21 protein-coding genes are annotated in these 19,705 nt (G+C 52.4%); 11 read left to right on the top strand and 10 right to left on the bottom strand.

The genetic code is table 11. The features are described from left to right. Positions 1-28 precede the first annotated feature (28 nt). Positions 29-829 (bottom strand): ligand-gated ion channel, encoded by an 801-nt coding sequence (locus ABSE13_RS05660; protein ID WP_424027531.1) that lies wholly within the window; start codon positions 827-829, stop codon positions 29-31. 489 nt (positions 830-1,318) lie between these two features. On the opposite strand from ABSE13_RS05660, the gene ABSE13_RS05655 reads away from it, so the two are divergent. From ABSE13_RS05655 to ABSE13_RS05635, 5 genes are all read left to right on the top strand, one after another. Next, entirely contained in the window at positions 1,319-1,768 is a 450-nt protein-coding gene (locus ABSE13_RS05655) for an Hsp20/alpha crystallin family protein (protein ID WP_424027530.1), read from the top strand. 111 nt (positions 1,769-1,879) lie between these two features. Then, the gene (locus ABSE13_RS05650) at positions 1,880-2,221 is read left to right on the top strand and encodes a hypothetical protein (protein ID WP_424027529.1); all 342 of its coding nucleotides are present in this window, start codon (positions 1,880-1,882) and stop codon (positions 2,219-2,221) included. A 140-nt stretch (positions 2,222-2,361) separates the two neighbouring features. After that, a complete protein-coding gene (locus tag ABSE13_RS05645; RefSeq protein ID WP_424027528.1) occupies positions 2,362-3,063 on the top strand; it encodes a DUF1003 domain-containing protein in 702 nt (233 codons plus the stop codon). A gap of 376 nt (positions 3,064-3,439) precedes the next feature. After that, positions 3,440-4,126 carry a hypothetical protein gene (locus ABSE13_RS05640; RefSeq protein ID WP_424027527.1) on the top strand — a complete coding sequence of 229 codons (687 nt, stop codon included), beginning with the start codon at positions 3,440-3,442 and terminating at the stop codon, positions 4,124-4,126. A 1-nt stretch (position 4,127) separates the two neighbouring features. Further along, the gene (locus ABSE13_RS05635; RefSeq protein ID WP_424027526.1) at positions 4,128-4,703 is read left to right on the top strand and encodes a LemA family protein; all 576 of its coding nucleotides are present in this window, start codon (positions 4,128-4,130) and stop codon (positions 4,701-4,703) included. A 189-nt stretch (positions 4,704-4,892) separates the two neighbouring features. On the opposite strand, the gene ABSE13_RS05630 is transcribed toward ABSE13_RS05635, so the two are convergent. Further along, complete coding sequence (locus ABSE13_RS05630) at positions 4,893-6,695, bottom strand: hybrid sensor histidine kinase/response regulator (protein ID WP_424027525.1); 1,803 nt, start codon at positions 6,693-6,695, stop codon at positions 4,893-4,895. A gap of 286 nt (positions 6,696-6,981) precedes the next feature. Between ABSE13_RS05630 and ABSE13_RS05625 the strand changes: the two genes are divergently transcribed. After that, positions 6,982-7,683, top strand: coding sequence for a DUF1003 domain-containing protein (locus ABSE13_RS05625; protein ID WP_424027524.1), 702 nt, complete (start codon positions 6,982-6,984; stop codon positions 7,681-7,683). Between the two features lie 158 nt (positions 7,684-7,841). Here ABSE13_RS05625 and ABSE13_RS05620 read toward each other — a convergent pair whose 3' ends face one another. Further along, a complete protein-coding gene (locus ABSE13_RS05620; RefSeq protein ID WP_424027523.1) occupies positions 7,842-8,174 on the bottom strand; it encodes a hypothetical protein in 333 nt (110 codons plus the stop codon). Positions 8,175-8,858: 684 nt separating this feature from the next. Here ABSE13_RS05620 and ABSE13_RS05615 point away from each other — a divergent pair. Then, a complete protein-coding gene (locus ABSE13_RS05615) occupies positions 8,859-9,410 on the top strand; it encodes a hypothetical protein (RefSeq protein WP_424027522.1) in 552 nt (183 codons plus the stop codon). Between the two features lie 341 nt (positions 9,411-9,751). Here ABSE13_RS05615 and ABSE13_RS05610 read toward each other — a convergent pair whose 3' ends face one another. From ABSE13_RS05610 to ABSE13_RS05595, 4 genes are all read right to left on the bottom strand, one after another. Next, entirely contained in the window at positions 9,752-10,441 is a 690-nt protein-coding gene (locus ABSE13_RS05610; RefSeq protein ID WP_424027521.1) for a hypothetical protein, read from the bottom strand. A 208-nt stretch (positions 10,442-10,649) separates the two neighbouring features. Further along, positions 10,650-11,165 carry a hypothetical protein gene (locus ABSE13_RS05605; protein WP_424027520.1) on the bottom strand — a complete coding sequence of 172 codons (516 nt, stop codon included), beginning with the start codon at positions 11,163-11,165 and terminating at the stop codon, positions 10,650-10,652. A 110-nt stretch (positions 11,166-11,275) separates the two neighbouring features. Further along, positions 11,276-11,968 carry a DUF4352 domain-containing protein gene (locus ABSE13_RS05600; RefSeq protein ID WP_424027519.1) on the bottom strand — a complete coding sequence of 231 codons (693 nt, stop codon included), beginning with the start codon at positions 11,966-11,968 and terminating at the stop codon, positions 11,276-11,278. A 15-nt stretch (positions 11,969-11,983) separates the two neighbouring features. Continuing rightward, positions 11,984-12,613 (bottom strand): hypothetical protein, encoded by a 630-nt coding sequence (locus ABSE13_RS05595; RefSeq protein WP_424027518.1) that lies wholly within the window; start codon positions 12,611-12,613, stop codon positions 11,984-11,986. A gap of 465 nt (positions 12,614-13,078) precedes the next feature. Here ABSE13_RS05595 and ABSE13_RS05590 point away from each other — a divergent pair, with 465 nt between their 5' ends. The 3 genes from ABSE13_RS05590 to ABSE13_RS05580 all read left to right on the top strand — a co-directional run bounded on the left by ABSE13_RS05590 (position 13,079) and on the right by ABSE13_RS05580 (position 14,634). Beyond that, positions 13,079-13,303 (top strand): hypothetical protein, encoded by a 225-nt coding sequence (locus ABSE13_RS05590; RefSeq protein WP_424027517.1) that lies wholly within the window; start codon positions 13,079-13,081, stop codon positions 13,301-13,303. A 14-nt stretch (positions 13,304-13,317) separates the two neighbouring features. Next, entirely contained in the window at positions 13,318-13,473 is a 156-nt protein-coding gene (locus tag ABSE13_RS05585; RefSeq protein ID WP_424027516.1) for a DUF1328 domain-containing protein, read from the top strand. A gap of 135 nt (positions 13,474-13,608) precedes the next feature. Next, positions 13,609-14,634 carry an AI-2E family transporter gene (locus tag ABSE13_RS05580; protein WP_424027515.1) on the top strand — a complete coding sequence of 342 codons (1,026 nt, stop codon included), beginning with the start codon at positions 13,609-13,611 and terminating at the stop codon, positions 14,632-14,634. A gap of 667 nt (positions 14,635-15,301) precedes the next feature. On the opposite strand, the gene ABSE13_RS05575 is transcribed toward ABSE13_RS05580, so the two are convergent. Beyond that, on the bottom strand, positions 15,302-15,592 hold the full coding sequence (locus ABSE13_RS05575) for a hypothetical protein (protein WP_424027514.1): 291 nt from the start codon (positions 15,590-15,592) through the stop codon (positions 15,302-15,304). A 46-nt stretch (positions 15,593-15,638) separates the two neighbouring features. Further along, the gene (gene thsA, locus ABSE13_RS05570) at positions 15,639-17,273 is read right to left on the bottom strand and encodes a thermosome subunit alpha (RefSeq protein WP_424027513.1); all 1,635 of its coding nucleotides are present in this window, start codon (positions 17,271-17,273) and stop codon (positions 15,639-15,641) included. A 467-nt stretch (positions 17,274-17,740) separates the two neighbouring features. On the opposite strand from thsA, the gene eif1A reads away from it, so the two are divergent. Continuing rightward, positions 17,741-18,082 (top strand): translation initiation factor eIF-1A, encoded by a 342-nt coding sequence (gene eif1A, locus ABSE13_RS05565; protein WP_424027512.1) that lies wholly within the window; start codon positions 17,741-17,743, stop codon positions 18,080-18,082. Between the two features lie 115 nt (positions 18,083-18,197). On the opposite strand, the gene ABSE13_RS05560 is transcribed toward eif1A, so the two are convergent. Beyond that, complete coding sequence (locus tag ABSE13_RS05560) at positions 18,198-19,676, bottom strand: MFS transporter (protein ID WP_424027511.1); 1,479 nt, start codon at positions 19,674-19,676, stop codon at positions 18,198-18,200. Positions 19,677-19,705: the final 29 nt, after the last annotated feature.

Here is a 19,705-nt window from a genome sequence, read left to right as displayed (position 1 = left end):
GCCCTGTTCACGGGGTATCTTATCCTCCCTATACCAGCAGCGAAATGAATACTACGCAATACAGGATGATGGAAAGCGGGGGGATCACCCGGAGCGACCAGTAATAGATTTTGTCAGCCCGGGCCGTATCCTTCTCTTCAGTATATTTGAGAATAAGGATCCCGGAGACGAGCACCATGACGAGCGTTGCATACGTGATGATCATGAAGATGTCGAGGAAGGTGGCGTAGGCCACGAGCGGGATTGCATCGGCGATGCGCCAGTGGATGAGCACTGCGGCAAGGAACATCGAGGCATTTAATCCCAGCCGGGACGAGACCTTCATCATCAGGCTCGAGAGGGAGACGATGATGATCAGCATGATCGGCAGGAAAAATTTCAGGACCGTTGACGCGGTGGCCCTCTCAATGCCAACGTCAAAAACAGCCCGGGAATAGGGGACCTCCCCGGCAACATAGGTCTTGTTCGTGACCACAGCATTGGCAGCAGTATATGTCCAACCGGGGAGGTCTGCTTCGGGATCGATACCGGTGTTTGCCGGGTCGATCACAAAGACCATCTCCCGCTCGGTCCTGAGTTTTGGCTCAATCTCGATGGGGAGCTGGTGCTTGTCAAAGGGGTAGCGGCGGAGGTCGGGATTGGCAGTCAGGTCCGCAACAATGCGGTACTCCTTCTCCTGCGGAGTGTCGATGATGGTATCCACGGACGTTGCATGCCCGTTCATGATCTCGATATCGTTGATCGAGACCGGGGAATCGGAGGTAAGGGTCAGGTAAAAATTCGTAGCAAAAGTCCCGTCCGCCACGTCGAACCGGCTGAAGTCCACCACATAAGCGCCGATCTGTACGACCTGGGGAGCGGTTCCGGCCGGCTGTACTGACTCGTTTGCTGTCGCTCCGGCAGCCGGGAGAGCAATCAGGGTGATTGCGAGGATTGCGAGGGCGACAAACAGGGTATACCGTGTGAGGCCGGGAGCACCTTCACGCAGCCGGTTTTCTGCCCGTGCAGACGTGCTCCGCGGATTCGTGTGGCGGTAAATAGTATCATCTTCCTGAATAAAAATGGGGGTGTGGATATATATTAATTAACAGGAGTTCCCGGCACCCGTTCACTTCCCCACTCCCCATAACCTGCACTCCCCCTCTCAACGGGAGAGTCCGCCGGACCAGGCCTGCGGGGAAACGCTTTTTTCTCTCGTCCTCCCGGCAGGCCATTTCCAGATCTCTTAACCAAAACCTCTATTGAGACGGACAGCAACCGTCTCTCTATCCAGGTGGGAAGAGCACCTGGGCAACAAAAAAGAGAGGAGGTTAGACATATGGTACGAAGATTTCACCGATCAATCTATGACGAACTCGACGAACTCAGGGCATCCATGGACTACCTGTACCAGCTTGCTCTTGAACCAACTGACAACCCGCTGTTGCCCGGAGGAGATAATCCCGATATCGTGTGCCAGAACATACACCGCCTGAACGCGGAAGTCACCGAGCATGGTGATGAAGTGATGGTGACGGTGGACACTGTCCCGGGAACCGGAAGTGCAAAAATATCCGTTGATCTCATCAACGAACAGACCCTGAAGATCACCTGCGAACGGGTGGATGAACGAACCGGGGATACTGACGGGAATACCCTGCGTGAACAGAGAATATTCTCCCTCAACCATGTGATCCCGCTCCCCGGTCAGGTTATTACGAACGGTGCGAAAATGAGCCTGAGAAACGGTGTGCTCGATATCCATCTGAAAAAAGCACAGCCGGTATAAACGAAAACACCCCGGCATCCATCCTTTTTTTTGGCACTCTTCGTTCATCCCGGTAATTCAATTAGCGAATTATTTAAACGATGACCTGCAATTTCCTGAACTGAGCGAGAAATGAGAAAAACTTCCGATCTGGTAGATGAGATGCGTGCTGAAGCAAAAGATGCCTGGCTTGTCGCAATTGTAGTCGGGTTTGAAACGGAGACAAAATTTGTCTTCAGTTCACGAAGGCATCCGCTGGAAGAACTGAACCAGCTGGTGCACAATGGCGGGTCTCCCATAGGCCTGCTGCGTTTCGATAAAGAACATGCCATGATACAGGGATCATACCGCCCGTTCGGGGAATATGAGAATGAGGACTGGGTAAAAAAATATCTGGCCGGCCTCCTCGATAATACCGGAGAGATCATTGAATTAAGCCAGCAGCAGACGCATGATTTCCCTAAGGCGTACTGATAACAACCTCCCTCTCCCCATGATTTTCCGGGCATGTCCCGGCTCTTGTTCTCCCCGTCCAGCCGGCCCCCCTCCTACCTGCATGCTCCTTTCTCTATTTATGATTGCAGATCCATTGATGATTATAAGAGGTAATGGTGATGGCCGATCAGGAAACTTTTCCCTGCCAGGTTTGCGGGGAACAGAAACGGAAAGATGAGCTTGTACCAGCGGCGTTGATCCGTGCACCGGTTGTTGATCTGATCATAAAGGGACATCCGGCGTGGTCGCCCGAAGGGTACATCTGCCATGCGGATCTCGACCGGTTCAGGATAGCGTATGTCCGGGATGTCCTGGAGAAGGAGAGAGACGAGTGTGCCTCTCTCAAAGAGGCTGATAAGCCCGGTGTGAAAGAAGAGGATCATCTCCCTAAAAATGACTATATCGAATATGAGAGTGAGCTGACCTTCGGCGAGCATCTTTCCGATAAAATTGCCGGTTTTGCCGGCAGCTGGTCTTTTATTGCAGTGTTTGCCGGCCTGATTTTCCTGTGGGTCGCACTGAACACCTATGTTTTACTGTACCGGCCGTTCGACGCGTATCCCTTCATCCTGCTCAATCTTGTCCTTTCGATTCTTGCCGCAGTCCAGGCTCCCGTCATTATCATGAGCCAGAACCGGCAGGAGATCAGGGACCGTCTCCATGCCGATCGTGATTACCAGGTGTCCGTCCACACGGAACTCGAAATTCACCGGCTCCATAAAAAAATTGATCATCTCCTGGTAAGCCAGGGGGAACGACACACGGAGATCCAGAATATCCAGATGGAGCTTATGGAAGAGCTGGTCAAAAAAAACGGATAAGGCCACAGGTATCTTTACCGGATCTCCGGTCTGATACACCTCTCCTGCCTGCCTTCTCCTGTTCACTGCCTGTGTTCCGGTCCAATCGTCTCCCGCGGGCCCAATAATGCATGAGGCTGATCAACCCGGCCGTAATACCCGCCGGGTGGGGGTCGTATGACATCTTCCGTTCAATAAAAACGGAAAAACCAACTCCCGCCCGGCGATAAAATTAAAATCCCCGGTTGCCCCTCGTCGGTTATTATTAACTCACGAACCAAACCATTCCCACAGGAGGAATACAACTCTGTCATATTCTGATATTTTTCTCATATCTGCGATCGGTTTTTTTATCGGCCTGATCGTAATAGTCGCGGGCTTCTGGCGATATCTCGTGGTGCAGAAGATTAAAAACACGCCGCTCTCGAAGGTCAGTTCGGCCTCGGTGGGTCTCGTGGCACTCGCCGGCAAGGCACGGCTCCGCGAGCAGCAGGTGAGCCCGGTCAGCGAGGTCCCTTGTGCGTTCTGGCGGATCTATGGATCGTATTTCAAGTCAGGAAAAAACGGGGGATGGCAGGGGATCTATTCTGCTGACTCGAAGAATATGATCTCTCTTGAAGACGACACGGGTACAATCCCGGTCCTGCCGGATGGAGCCCAGATCGAGATCCCGTCCCATTTGTCTTTCGAGGGGTACATCAGCGAGCAGGGCCTGATCATGAAGGCCCCTGCGACCATGGACCCGCGTGTCCTGAAATTCATCGAATCGCTGGATCCGGATACGAAAGCGGCATTCCACATGCACAGGGATGAAAAGATCCTCGTGAACGAGTACGTGATCCGGGAAAATGATCCCCTCTTTGTACTGGGGTCGGCGTTGCCGGCAGACGGCGTACCCGGCCTGGAAAACCAGGAGACTCTGGTCGTCCGGCAGGGGACCGGCGATTCGACCCTGTATATCAGCGACTCCTCGGAACGCACTTTCATGAAGACGATCGCCGGGCACATGTACTGGCAGATCCTCGGGGGCCTTGCGCTCTCCGCTCTCTGCCTGTACCTGATCCTCTCCATGGGTGGAGACTAACGTGGCGGCCCTTGAGATCAGCGGCGGATTCATCGTCCTCGGGCTCATTATCATCGGGCTCTTTTTCGTGATTGCGATATACAACGGGCTCATCTCGCTCCGCAACAACATCGACAAGGCGTGGGCGAACATCGATGTCCTCTTAAAAAAGCGGCTGGACCTTATCCCGAACCTTGTGGAGATTGTCAAAGGCTATGCAATCTACGAGAGGAGCGTGCTTGAGGAGATCACGAAGATCCGGGTATCTGCCCTGCAGGCAGAAGGGATCCCCGAGAAGGCGCGGGGAAGCGAAGCGGTCAGCACCTTGCTGGGTTCGGTCTTTGCCCTCGCCGAGAACTACCCGGATCTCAAGGCAAGCGACAATTTCCTGAATCTTCAGAAAGAACTCTCCACGATAGAGAGCCAGATCGCCCAGCGCAGGGAATTCTACAACGACTCGGTGCTGTTGTACAATACGAATATCAGAACGATACCGGGCGTCATTGTCGCGGACTTCCTGAAATACACGCCCCGGGAATATTTCATGGTGGACGGCGATGTTGAAACGCCTGTCAGGATTGCTATCGGGACAAAGTGATTCAGGGTATGCCCGGGATGCCGGGATCCCTTCCGCCCGTTCTTCCGGAACAGCTCTTCGTTTCCATTACGTGAGGATCGTGCAGACCCGGGCTCCGGGGAAAAACGCGTGTTTTTTCGTAGTCCCCGCTCCTTCATCCAATCCGGCAGCTGGCCACCCGTCTCTTCAGGATCTTCCCATAACTCCTGTTCAACCGTTCACTTTTTTATCGGATGAAAACCGGTAGCAGTCTTTCGGGACCCGCATCTCGAACCGTGCTTCATGGCCCGGCTCACCGGTCTCGTTGATGGTAATCCCGGTAATGGAAAGAATTTCCCGGGTCAGGAAAAGGCCAAGGCCGGTATTTTTGCCATATCCCTGACCGAATATCTTCTCCTTCTCCATTGCCGGAACACCGGTCCCGTTATCCTCCCACACGATGGTCAGGCCGTCCGGGGACTCCCTTGTATAAACCCGGATCGTTGTTGCATGTTTCCCGTGCCGCAGCGTGTTGTCGAGGAGATTGGAAAAGATCTTTTCAAGAATCGGGTCTGCATAGACAAAAACGCCTTTGACATCCGCCTGCAGGGTGACATCATTGCTGACACGAGCAGGGGGAAGTATTTTTACGAGGTCCTGCCACAGGGGTTCTGTAGAGCCAAGGTCCTGGTAAATCCTGGTGAATTCAATATACTCACCGATCGCCCGCGTATTGGACTCCAGTTTTTCAATCATTTCCTTCACCTTCGGATCGAGCGGCATATCTTTTACGAGGTCCAGGTAAACGGCAATGATCGTGATCTTGTTGAGGATATCGTGGCGCGTGATGCTGTTCAGGAGATTGAGCTGCCGGTTTGCAGCCCGCAGCGCCGCCTCGGTCCGCTTACGCCCGGAGATATCGCGGGCCACCACCTGGACGGCGGGCTTTCCCTGGTGGATAGCACCGGTTGCGATCACTTCCACGTCCACGGTGGTCCCGTCAAGACAGCGGAACCGTTCCTCGACCAGGGGGACCGCTGACTCCGGGGATGCCGACATGATCCTGATCCGCTCGCTCACGATCCCGCAAAATTCCGGATCAACGAAATCAGGGACTGCCCGTCCGACCATTTCAGCGGGGCTCTTTGCTTTTACCAGCCGTGCTGCGGCATCGTTGGCAAAAACGATCGTCCCTTCCTTGTGGATGATAAATGCGTCAAAAGACTGTGCAATCAGCCGCCGGTACCTCTCCTCGCTCTCGCGCAGTGCATCTTCAGTCTGTTTTCGCTGCGTAATGTCGCGGGTGAATGCGAAACTGTAGTCCCTGCCATCTTTTGAAACATAATTGGCCATAACTTCCACGTCTGCGAACGTCCCGTCCTTGTTCCGGTGCCGGGTCGTGAAGACGGACGTTTTTATCTCTCGCAGATGCTGCCTTGATCCTGCCAGCAGTTCCGGGGTAAAATCCGGGTCCAGGTCAAAGATTGTCATCGCCAGGAACTCCACCTGTGTGTACCCGGTGTTCCTGCAGGCCGAGTCGTTCACGTACAGGATATTTCCTTCAAAATCAACCCAGTACACTTCGTCGGATGCCCGGTCCACCGAGGCCTTGAAGAAGCTGAGCCGGGATTCGTTGGCTATCAGTTCTTCTGCCGCCTTCCTCCGCCCGACCGCTTTCCTGATCTTATGGGCGAGTTCAGCGAACTGTGCTCTGGCATCGCCGCCCTTCTGGAGATAGAAGTCGACCCCGTTATTGATCGCTTCGATCACGATCTCTTCGCGTCCCTTTCCGGTGAAAAGAATGAACGGGATATCCCCAAACCGCGAGCGGACCTCTTTTAAAAATGTGATGCCGTCCATCTCCGGCATCTGGTAATCGGATACGATGGCATCATACGATGTGTTCGCTATTTTTTCCATTGCTTCAGGTGCTGAATCCGTTGTTTCAATCCTGAAATCCCCGCTTTTTTCGAGATACACCCTGCACAAATCCAGAAGCTGGTTCTCATCATCGACATAGAGGACTGAATACATCGGACACATCACAATTCTATTCTGCTTTGATAAGGTGGGGTTGATGGCTGGATAAATATTCGCGAATACCGATTGCCGCACTTACCGGTAATCTCCTGGAATACCCCTGCGGCCGGGCACCCCCGGCTCCGCCCTCCTTCTCTCAAAGTGAGGGGTGGTCGTTCCCGGAATCCGGGGAAAAACGCGTGTTTCTCTGTAGTCTGCTCTCCCGGCCCCCATGTGTTCCCCGCCGCTCCTTTCGTTATATATGATCGCAGATCCATTGATCGTTGTTAGAGGAAATGGGATGGCTGATCAGGACACATTTCCCTGCCAGGTGTGCGGGGAACACAGAAAACAGAGCGAGGTCGTGCCTGCAGGATCGGTCCACGCATCGATCGCTGATGTAATACGGAAGGAGTATCCTGCATGGTCACGGGAAGGCTATATCTGCAGTGCCGACCTGAACCGCTTCCGGGCACAGTATGTCAGGGAGATCCTGGACAGGGAGAAGGATGAGCTCTCCTCCCTGGAAGAGAATATCATTCAAAGCATGAAAGATCACGAACTTACGGCCAGAAATATCAATGTCGAATTTGACCGGCAGCTAAGTTTCGGGGATCGTGTTTCCGACCGGCTCGCCGATTTTGCCGGCAGCTGGATATTCATCACCATATTCGCCGGTGTCTTTATTGTATGGATTACCATGAATGCCATTGTCCTTGTGTTCAGGCCGTTCGATCCGTATCCGTTCATCCTGCTCAATCTCGTTCTCTCGGCTCTTGCTGCAATCCAGGCACCTGTCATCATCATGAGCCAGAACCGGCAGGAGGAACGGGACCGCATGAATGCCGAACACGATTACCAGGTGAACCTTAATGCCGAGATGGAAATTCACCAGCTGCACAGGAAGATCGATCACCTCCTCATCAACCAGGGGGAGAGACTCCTGGAGATCCAGAAGATCCAGCTGGAACTGATGGAAGACCTGGCCAAAAAAACAGGGTGAGGCCGGCCAGGCACCTGCGGTCAGGAAGGAAATGTCCAAGTCCCCGGATCTTCCTTACCTGTACAACTCGTATTACCGGAATACCCGGTTGCTATCGCTTTGAATGAGGTTCTCTCCTCCGGAACCTGTCCGTCTTAACCAAAAAAGGATGATCTTTTTTACGCCTTAGGGGTACTCTCTTCGAGATCCGCAATCCAGCTGGCAACGGCCCTGAGCACGGTCATCGTCTTCTCGGTTTTGTGAAGATTCCCGCTCTGGGTAAAAATCCCGTTATTATCCTTTGAGATCACTTCGCTGATCACCCAGACGCCGAAGGGATCGGTGGTCACGGAGAGCCCATTGGAAAAGCCCGGACAATTGATGTACAATTCACCGGATTCGCAATCGATATCAATTTTCAGATCGCGATCATCCTTCTGCACCATCTCCTTCAGGAACACGGACAGGTCGCGTGTCGTCAGGATCGTTTCAATATCTTCTGGTCGTAGCATAGTTCATCTCTGTTCTTATCGTCGTAACGGTGGTAATTGGGTTCGGTGTTTTTGCACTCCCGGAAAAAGCAGGAAAAAATGTCATCCTGCTTCCCGGTGAACGGTGGTCCCTGGCAAAGACGCACGGTCTCTTCAGGATTTTACGGTCCCTGTCATTTTCCTGGAGAGCCCGAGGGATCCCGTGCGTGTGGTCCGGGTCCGTGTCGCGGAGACATAGTGAATACTCCCGCTGCCTGATGATAAAGCAATGCGTGAAACCGGGGGTTCTGATAATGTATCGATTGATGGTAAATTATTTACGAGATGAGAAATTGAAGATCCCCCGTGAACTTATCAGGATCAGTCCATCTCCGGAGCCCGCCTTATGCCGGATATGGTCAAACCGAACACGTTCTGCGGTTTTCTAAAAAAACAAGGGTAAAGTGCTATTTTAGCCCCTGATATTTCAAATAAAATTTTCCGATAATACTTCCCGGATCAATCATTCAGACGCTCCCTGGGGCTTCGGCAATGCCTCCGCCCTCGCCGCTGTGGCGACCCCCGCATAGCGATATATCCGCATACAGTTTTCATAACACGAAAAATGTATGCCGGCAAAACCCCGGTAACTTTTTCCATTTCAATTCTGGTTACGAGAAATTTACGAAAATATCGTCGTGGAAATAAAGAAATTTAGGGGCTGTATTGGCACATTACCCAAAAACAATATGGCTGCTTTTTCGGGAATTGGTGTTTTTATGCCGGAATTTTGATTCACATTTTGCAATGACCGGAGAGATATTTACCCTGTCCTGCTTCAGGGTGGCATGCTCTGATAGGGAATTAACTGAATCGTACCAGGGAATGGAGTTTATGAAAATGCGAGCCAATAAAAAAGTAACGGTTACCCGGGCCATGAATGACGGCCGCCTCTTCGCTGCACATCCTGCATCGGATGATGTAAAAGCCAATGACCAAAAGTCCGGTTATACGGATTCAATGGTTGTCCCCCATGACAGGGTCAGCGAGGTTGACACGTCAATCCTCCAGGTAAAACTTACCTGCCCCCGGTGCGGAGAATCAACCCTTCATGCAGAATTCCCTGATCATTACGAATGCTGGATCAAATGTTCGTCCTGCGGTTTTTTTATGGGGATGAGTAACGATGAGTGGCACCGTATGGAGAACAGTCCCAATGTAAATGAAAAAATCAAGAAAATGGCACGTAAGAAAGAACTATTGAACGTTCAGCCATGAAACATCCCCGGATTTGCGATTTTTTTGGAACCGCCCGGGTCTGCATCTTATGTACTGCAAAGTAGGTAACCCGGGATGGAAACCCACCCGCTGCACAGGAGAATTGATCCTCTCCTCATCAACCAGGGTGAGAGTCTCCTGCCCCTCAAACTTCCGGAAAACTGGCTAAGAAACCGGATCCGGACGAGATTCTGATACGTGGACTGCTGACAGGGAATTTTTAATGATATGAATGATCAGTCCTCTGACGCTAACGTATCAGTTTCTTCATCCGTCCCCCCGTGAACCGGTTACGAATAGACGCTTGTACTCCCCAATCGTCAAAAAAGAATACTATGGTCTCACCGTACAAGGGGTATCTCCTCGCCCGTCACCGTTTCAGCATTTCTGCTCGTGAAATACGTGAACGATGAGACTACCTTCTCAAAATCAGCTTTATCGAAAGGCCGGGACACATCGTCTGTCGTGTAGATGAGTACGCTGGCAAAACCGATATCGCTGGCACTGCCCTTCTGGACCACGTACCCGACATGGGTTTTCCCGTCATTTGAGGACTCGAAGCGGTCATAAGTGATGCCGTTTATGGTGACCGTGGTCTGGATTGGTGCCGGATCCCAGGTCCTGAACGTATCGCGGTATGCCTGGTCACCGTTGAGGCTGATGGGATAAGTCATAATATAAAAGACATCATTTGCAACGAGCTCGGTTTTGTACACGAGACCCTGCGATCCTTCAGGCAGACTCACAAGCCGGGTCGTCACATTCCAGTCCTGCGGCGCCTCAAATGCCATGTGAAGATCCGACTCCTTCCATGCCTTCGTAGGCACAATGTAATGGAGTATCGTGACGACTGCCTGCGGGGTGCTTATAGTGACGGTGGCCAGAGGCGTCTCCGCCGGTAGTGCTGTTGTAGCGACAGGTTGGGTTACAACCGTTGTGTACGGCTGGGGGGCGGGTGACGACTGAGTGCACCCGGATAAGAGAATGAGTGCGATGAGAAGAATAAGGATTCCGGTTATAAAATGTTTCATAAAATTCTAACTATACGTGAGAATGGTTATATGTTGGGGTTGGGTACCCTGCTCCTTCCGGGATTTCGGCAATTGACTCCTGCGGGGTTCCCGTGTTTTGTCGTGACTTTTAATCCAGGACATGTATCGAACACGAAGAGTTCATTTTCTTTAAGTCCCGTTAACGCACAAGAAACCCCCGGTAAGATTGCGATTCATATCAGAAATATCAGGTTGCAGCGTCCAGTTCCTGTTTCAGGGTTGGCAGAATGCTCACCGAAATGTTCACTTCGCGGGCGGCATCCTCGGTCAGGATCTGTTGCCGTGTTATTTCTGCAGTGGTGAGATCCCGCTCATCCCCAAGCCGCTGGATCTCGAAGATCAGGCTGCGGTCCTGCTCCGCCAGCAGCAGGTGATTGTAAAACGAAAACGTATCCTTTGCGATCTTCCGGTCCATCTTGGGGATGTCCCGCTGGTAGGTGAAGTACAGGCCATTGTCAGGGTAGAGGGCGGTGGCCTGGACAAAGATATATTTGCCACCAGGATTTGCGAGAAATACCTGGTCTGTATTGTTGAGGTCGTTCCCGAATGACGAGACATCGAGATAGAGGCCCTCGGCGATGTCTCCCTTGTCCTTGTTCAATGACGTGTTATAGAGGATAAGCGAGTTGGTAAGGGCCATTCCACCCCCGATAAGGACACCGATGACGATAATGATGATCTGGGCTTTAGTGTTTTCATTCACAAACATTCACCCCACATTGTCTGCCTTGTATCCGAAGCACGAAAAAAATCTCCGGGCATGTTCTCCAAAACGGCTGATGCTAACGTGGTTGTGAACAGGAATATTCCTGTTCAGCCAAGTTTCCATGCTATCCTGTTCTGATAGTCAAGATTGCAAACCACATATGTTGTATCGGGTGAGAATGACGCCGGGACTTCAAAGATGAGATAGCCATCTGCCTTGTTGCTTTCGCCGGGCTGGAGGTACCCGACAGCTCCGGTACTATCGATCTGGTAATCATATTGTGTCCCGCTCATAGTGTCGACGATTACATCAGGACCGTGGACGGAGGAATAATTGTACGCCTTCCCGTCACTGATCACGACAAACTGTTTTGCTGAAGGGGCATACACGGCACTGCTGCCGGTATTCTGGACCGTGACATATATGAACAGGAATGTGTTTCCCTCCTGGGGCTTCTCCATATTGTAACCACGCTGGAGTTCGAGAGGCGGTGAAGCTGCTGCCTGCTCATGGGCGCTGTTCCATGACGGCGATGTCCAGTTGTAGTTCGGTTTTACCTCGAACCGGTATACGGTTGCCTTTCCCTGTGCATTTCCGCTCCCGAATGAGGCGTACTGGTTCAGGCTCAGGGCATTCGGAAATGGTACTGCTGTTGCAGTTGGTACTGGCGATAGTGCCGCCACTGCAATGGTGGGAACAGAAGTCTGTGTCTGGACTGGCGGGGATGTACTGGTGCATCCCGTGAAGAGGAGTACAAAGAACAGCACTCCAAAAACTGCGATTGTGTACATAACTTTCATACAATCCCTCCGCTCTCATATGGGCCGTGCATCGATCTCGGTGGGAAGCAGCCGGTTGAGAAGATAATCCGGTACCTGTCGCGAGGTGTGTACCGCCATATCGAAATATGCCCGGTTATCCCGGTCGCCATCGTATTTGAGATCTATCTGGAAGTAGGTATCAACAAGGGTGATTGCACCAAGTGTAGTGATCACGGCACGCCTCTCTGATATATTCCTGTCCTCCCCTACCACAAGTTTCTGCTGGTCACCGTCGATATTTGAGAATAACTCATTCTGGTTCGAGAGAACACTGATCTGTGTATTCCCTATTGCGAGGGTCTGACCTTCGGGGAACGAAACACCATAGTTGGTGGTGTAGGGTAATGCGTTACCGGGTGATACGTTCGTAACTGATACGGTCAGTGTCAGGATTCCTGCCACCGCTACTATGATGATAAGGACAACAAGGGAGATGACGATTTTTGTCCCGCTTCCCCATCCGGTCTTCTGCTTTATCTTGGCACGTTCCTCTTCCTGCCCCTGCTTTCGTCCTTTTTCTTTTGCCAGGTCACGATCCCGCTGATTGTTCTGTTCCTCTTGCCGTCCTGCGTCTTTTGCCAGTTCCCGGCCTTTTTCATCTTCCCGCGAAGTTATATCAGTCATATAAAATTCTCCCGTTTTCTCTCATAGAGTTTCAACAATCCCACACACGTGCAGATCTTTCTGGGATGACTTTTTATTGCGATGGAACCATTGTCCGTTCAGTCATCTGTTCCGTAACCGTACAAGAGCATGCCCAATATATCCCAATATTATATAAATATTACCCGATGTTACAAAATCTGCCGTTTCAATGAATTACCGGCTTTTTTGATTCCCGAAGATTTTTTTAAAGAAAAACCGGATGAGATACGGGCGATATACTCCTGAGTATGCCCGTAAAAGCATTGAATGATTTTTCAATGTTCTGCCTCGGAAATGCTGGATTGCCTCACAATTTGCAACACGTGCAAATGCTTATCCCCATCCCTGTCTTGTACCCGTGTGCTCTGGTATGTGTATAAAAAATTTATTATATATGGGAACATTCTCGTAATCTTCATATCAGGGAATGGAGTTGAAAAACCAATGACTGACAATCTGAAAGTAAAGGCCAGCAAAGCTGTCGATGACGCACGCGTAGCAGCCCATGCAGTCTATGATGATGCAACCGTTGCAGCCCATAACACTCTCAAAGATGCTGGGGTGGAAGCACAGAACCTGTCCGATGAGGTAAAAATCGGCGTCCACAAGGTTGTCGCTGATGCGAAAATCGCAGCCCATGAGGCCGGATCCACATTGAAGAAGAAATAACCGTGAAGTGAACCGTGGCTGATCTGATCTATCTTGCGATAATCTTCCTTGTGCTTGCCCTGGTTTCTTACCTGGCTGGCGCACGGGGGATAGCCGGACTTTCGATGGAGATCGCAAAATGGCTTGTGATACTCTTCGTTGTAATTGCTATCATCACGTTCATCCTGTAGCGGATACAGAGGGAAAAACAGGCACCGGGATTCCCGGCGCATCTCCTGGTACAGCTGTTTTCCTTCCGATTCCCGTGAGAAATTTTTGGCCATGCCGGGAAAATATACATTACGCATTATAGGGATGTGACATTTATGGGTTCGTTCAGATTACGTGAAGATCAGCAGGTGCTGCTCCTTATATGTGCGATTTATATCATATGCATCCTGATTTTCTGGCCGCTCATGACCGTTGTTATCTGGTCAGCGGCAGTTGCAATCGCCCTTATGCCTTTTCATAAATGGCTTTCCCGCGTAGTAAAACCATCCGTATCTGTCACATTCATTACCCTCTGGGTTCTTCTCGTAATCCTGCTCGTCCTCTCGGTATCGGCGAGCATAATGTATGGCAACATCCTCAAAATCGGGGATATGGTTTCATCACTGGTACGCGGTTTTAAAAATACCGGCGTTTCTGCATTCCTGCCAACATTGACAGAAGGGCAGATTTCCCATATGCCCAACACACTTGTCCAGCTCCTGCTTCAATCGCTTCTGTCGTTGACCAGTAATGTCATGCAGTCACTGATCTCGATCATTATCTTCTTCCTATCGCTCTCGATGTTCCTGTATTATGGGGAACAGATCTGGGACACCCTGACGCGAACCCTTTCTCCCGGACTTTTTTCTGCCGTGGGAAAAATGGCGGAAATTTCCGCCAGCACCATCTATGCCCTTATCATTGTCCAGATCTCCGCAGCAGTAATCTCATTTCTCCTTGCAATCCCGTTCTTCTTATTTCTGGGTGTTAATGACCCAATCCTGTTCGCAACCCTGATTGGTCTTGCCATGCTGATCCCGCTCATCGGTGCCCAGATTATGATCCTCTTTTTCACCCTTTATTTCGTGAGCATCGGTGAAACCGGTAGTGCCCTCCTCACACTGTTCATAGGGTATCCTCTCCTGAGCGGCTGGATTGATTTCTACTATCGGCCGGTGATGATGGGACAACGGGTTTCAATTCCCCCGGTCATGATGATGATCGGCATCTTTGCCGGTGTCCCGTTTATGGGGATTGTGGGTTTCATTATAGGCCCGGTGCTCGTCGCGCTCGCAGTGACCGGGTATAAAATACTTGCAGAAGAGGCACGCGACCCGGCGTTCCGGTCTCCCCGGAACTGATTTTTTTAAAAAGGTATCGGGTTGTCGTGTTTCACGAGGGTTCCGGGTCTTCCCCAAACCGGAAAAAGAGGGAAACCGTGTGCCGAAAGGACAAGCAGCCGGCTAAATTGTTATACCGGAGAGCGTATAGTAGTTATTGTGAATTACTGTCCGGTCTGTAAACGGGAATATCAGCAGACGAGCGGGAACCGGGCAGGACTCTGTCCCATCTGTGGTACCAAGCTTGTCCAGATATCTGATGATGAGATGGATACCGTGCGCCGGGATAACCTGCAGAAAAAAGAATAACCGGATCGTCAGGGATGCAAAAGAGTTGAACTGCACTTCTGAAACGAGCTACGACCTGTCTGGCTCAGATATATTTTGTGTTCTTGCAGATCAACCCTGAATAAACCGGGATGTGCTTTCAAATCCTGAATGTTAATCCTCATCTCACCCGGTTCCTGAAAATAAAAAAATTCTTCTTTTTCCCGTTTACCCCCCATCCGGATGAGTCCCACACCCGTATCTTTTTTTTGCAGTTGGATACTTTTTCCCTGGTGTCGTAATGCAGAATGGTTATATTTTAAGGTAACTTTTGAGACACCTGTACGGTTACATCACGCGTACAATCGTCCCTTATCGGACACGTCCCGTGGAAAAAAGATGAACCGGTCAAAAAATCCGGTTATTTTGTTACCCGATGAGCTTCGGTATCGGTAATCTCGTAGATAACATCCGTCTTTTCCGTTTTGAGCTGCTGGAGGTCCTGCAGGATGGCCTGCAACTCATACTCCTTGTCCCTTCGTGCGATCATATACGGTGTGTTCGGCTGGGGATTTTCCGGGGTGGCGGCCAGCAGTTCACAGGTATTGCGCTGACGGGCTATCTTGAGATTGGAAATTTTGTCGAGATCAAGGGATTTGAAATCCCCTGCATGGAACGCACCCGACTGCATGAATCGTACCAGGACCGTCATTCAAACCCCCTGCCTCCCCGGACTTCTGCTGACGTTGCCTTCATACCTAATAGTCACCCATTCCCGGCGGCATTCCGCCCGGTGGCATACCTCCGGCCGGCCCTGCTGCCTTTGACGATGCGATAACATCGTCGATGCGCAGGATCATGACCGCGGCCTCGGCAGCGCTTGATATTGCCTGCGTCTTCACCCGGAGGGGCTCCACAACGCCGGCTTTGAGCATATCGACCGGTTTTCCCTTGTAGACATCGAGGCCGAAGGTCTTCTTTCCCGCTTCGTGCTCCGCCCGGATCGCAACGATCATGTCGATGGGATCGAGGCCGGCGTTCGCGGCGAGCGTTCGCGGAATGACCTCAAGCGCTTTTGCGAATGCCTCGATTGCAAGCTGGATACGGCCCCCGATCGTCGAGGCGTACCGGTGCAGCTGGAGCGAGAGCTCGATCTCGGGTGCCCCGCCACCTGCAACGATCTTCTTGTCCTGCACGACAACACTGACAACCATGAGTGCATCGTGGATCGCACGTTCGAGTTCATCGACCACGTGCTCCGACCCGCCCCGGATGATCAGGGAGACTGCTTTCGGGTTTTTGCATTTCGAGACAAAGATCATATCGGCCCCGGAGAGTTTCTTCTCCTCGACAAGACCGGCAGCCCCGAGATCAGCCGGTGTAACGGCGTCGATGCTGCTGACAATTGCTGCACCGGTTGCCCGTGAGAGGTTGTCCATGTCGCTCTTCTTGACCCTGCGGACGGCTAAGATTCCTGCAGTTGCAAGGTAGTGCTGGGCCACGTCATCGATGCCTTTCTGGAAGAACACCACGTTTGCACCGGTTTTGATGACCTTGTCCGCCATATCGTGGACCATCTGCCCGTCCTCATCGAGAAACGCCTGCACCTGCTCTGGCCGGGTGATATTGATCTTTGCAGAGACTTCTGTCTTTTTGTACTCGAGAGCTGCGTTGAGAAGGAGGATTCTTGCGTTTTTAATCTCCTTTGGCATAGCCGGGTGCGCCCGTTCCTTGTCTATGACCATCCCCTCGATCATCGCAGTATCCTCAATGGCGCCCCCGACTTTCTTCTGCACGTTCACGTGCTTGATATCGACGGTGCCGTCAGGATCGGTAACCCTCGTTATCGCCTGCACGACAATAGTGCAGAGCAGGTCCTTGTATGCCTCTGCCCCTTTGCCGCTGACCGCTGTTTCAGCGACTTTTTTGAGCATTTCGTGATCGCCCGGTTTCACGGCAACTGCGATCCCGGACAGGATCTCCAGCGACTTTACCGCAGCCTGCTGGTATCCTTCCGCAATAACGGTCGGGTGGATGTGCTGTTCGAGCAGGTTCTCTGCATTCTTCAGGAGCTCGCCGGCCAGTACGACGGCTGATGTAGTGCCGTCGCCGACTTCCTTGTCCTGGGTCTTTGCAATCTCGACCATCATCTTCGCGGCCGGATGCTCGATGTCCATCTGCTGCAGGATGGTGGCGCCATCGTTGGTGATGGTAATATCGCCCATACCGTCGATGAGCATCTTGTCCATGCCTTTTGGCCCGAGGGTTGAACGGACCGCGGCTGCAACCGCCTTTGCGGCTGCAATATTGCTGTTCTGGGCTTCCTGCCCCCGGGTCCGCTGTGTTCCCTGCCTGAGAATGACGATCTGTTGCCCGCCAAGTTGTTGTGACATTTCTTTCCTCGTTTTTTATGATTATTTCCGGGTCCGCTTCCCTGATTAGGAAAAAGCTCCCTCATGGTGATCTGCACTGCCGGTCTTACGGTGCCCTGGTACTCCCGTTTTGTGCGACAGGCAGACTGATGATCACGCAATCCCTTTGTGAAAAATGGACTCCGGAACAGTTTCGCCCCACGATACCAGGTTCCCGGGGCTGTCGCCAGCGCAACGACTGATGCGTATGACTGTATCACTCTGCTGTGATGGGTGACAATTGCCTCGCGGGCTCATAGATGTATCTGTCCGGGATGAACACGGACGTATCCCGGGCCAATGCCGGCCCTCCCCCGTCAGGAAAATGAAACGCTTCCCGCCAGCTGCCGCCGTGCCACAACCCGTTTCATTGGCATGCAGGCCCGGCATTCCCGATATATACATTCAACATGTCAGCCACCATACATAGTGCATACGTAGTTGGTTGAATGAGTGGTTTTCATAAAAAAAATAATGAAGCAGCAATCGATCCGAATGCTGTCAATCCCGACGGTACACCTGTAGCACGTGTACGGCTTCCAAAGAAATGGGCCAAGGAACAGTTCGCCCTTGCCGAGACAATGCTCGGGGCAAATCATATCCGCGTCCAGTGCATGGACGGGGTCACCCGCATGGGCAGGATCAAGGGAAAGATCAAGAAACGGGCCTGGATACGCGAAGGCGATACCGTCCTCGTCATCCCCTGGAGTTTCCAGGACGAGAAGTGCGATATCATCTACCGGTACCTCAAGCCACAGACGGAATGGCTCCGGAAGAACCGGTACCTTTAATCTTTTTTTTGCCGAGTCCGTAAGGACGATGCATGAGAAGAACACACAGTGTTCTTCGAGTTGTCGGGTCCGCCAGAACGGGACCTGAGCAATCCAGAAAAACAGCCGTTACACCTTATGGGACTGTTTCCGGAATCTCCTGTATGCCTTCAGGCTCTTCGTTTGTCCTCCGGAGGATGAGGATGACCAGGACACAGAGGATGAACGACGTCAGGTAGACCGCCTGGTACCCGAGTTCCGAGAGTGCCGGGGTGAGCCGTGGCACAAGCGGTGTTCCGTTACGGGGGATCCCCGCTGCATACATGCGGAAGGCAAAGACACTCTGGAAGAGGGCAATCCCAACGACGAGACCGATGTGCCGGACGGTCATCATCACGCCGGAGCCGTTCCCGACCACGTCCCCGGGACAATGGTTCATGATCAGCTTCCCGTTCGGCCCGAAGAAGGCAGCCGTCGAGACCCGGGTGATGACCATCGCGGCTACGATCACGAATACGACCGTCAGCGAATCGAACGTGGCAAAGATGAGGAACCCGGCAGCAGTGAGTGCGATCGCAACAGACGAAACAAGGACGGTCCCGTGCCGGTCGGCAAGGCTTCCGGCTACCGGAGCGGCAATGATGGAGAAGAGTGCCGGGACCATCATGATCATCCCCGCGGTGGCCAGGTCGAGGTGCCGGGAGTTGACGAGATAGAGGGGCATCAGGTAGGTGATGCCGGAGAAGAGCATCGTTACGATGAGGCAGGAGGCAATCCCCGAAAGGAAGTCCGGGTTTTTGATGAGCGCAGGGCTGATGAGCCGATCCGTGGTTCGTTTCTCGAGTTGCCAGAATATGAGGCCGAATGCAATACCGGCGATGAAGAGCGCGATGAGCACGGGATCCGGCGTACCCGGGACCTGGAAGAGGGAGAATGAGAGAAGGACGCAGACCGTAGCGAGAATAAAGGTAACCGGCCCGGAAAGCCGCACCGGTCTCTGCACTGCAGGCAGCGCCTGGCCGGGGATGTAGTGCCAGGCAAGGACGATTGCGATGAGAACGACAGGGAGGTTGATGAAGAAGATCCAATGCCAGCTCGCGTACTGGGTGATGAAACCGCCAATCCCGGGGCCGAGCGCAAAGCCGACCGCAGAGAGTGAGATCAGGTACCCGAGCGACTTTCCCCGGCTGGATTCCGGGAGGAACCCGGTGATGATCGCGGGCCCGATCGCGGAGAACATTGCAGCGCCTGCTGCCTGGAAGACGCGTGCACCGATCAGGAACCAGATGTCCGGAGCGATCCCGCAGAGAAACGAGCCGATACCAAAGATTGCGAGGCCCGCAATGAGGAGCTGCCGGAATCCGATCCGGTCGCCCAGTTTCCCCATCAGGAGGATAAGTGCCGATATGGTGAGCACATAGGAGAGGATGACCAGTGAGCCCATCCCGACCGAGACCTGGAATGATCTGATGATGACCGGGTTTGCAATGTTCACGACACTCATATCCAGTGCCCCAAGGAGCGATGCGAGGGAAACGCAGGTAAGAATGAGGTGCTGGCCGGTAGCGCTCCGGGCGTCTGCGGCGGGGAATATGCGGGAAATGTCCGTTACCATCCGGGAATAGTAATCTGTATTTTTCTTTG

The sequence above is a fragment of the Methanoregula sp. genome (assembly GCF_049518935.1).
Lineage (GTDB): Archaea > Halobacteriota > Methanomicrobia > Methanomicrobiales > Methanospirillaceae > Methanoregula.
The sequence above is the reverse complement of the archived record's forward strand: the minus strand, read 5'-3'. Positions and strand labels throughout refer to the sequence as shown.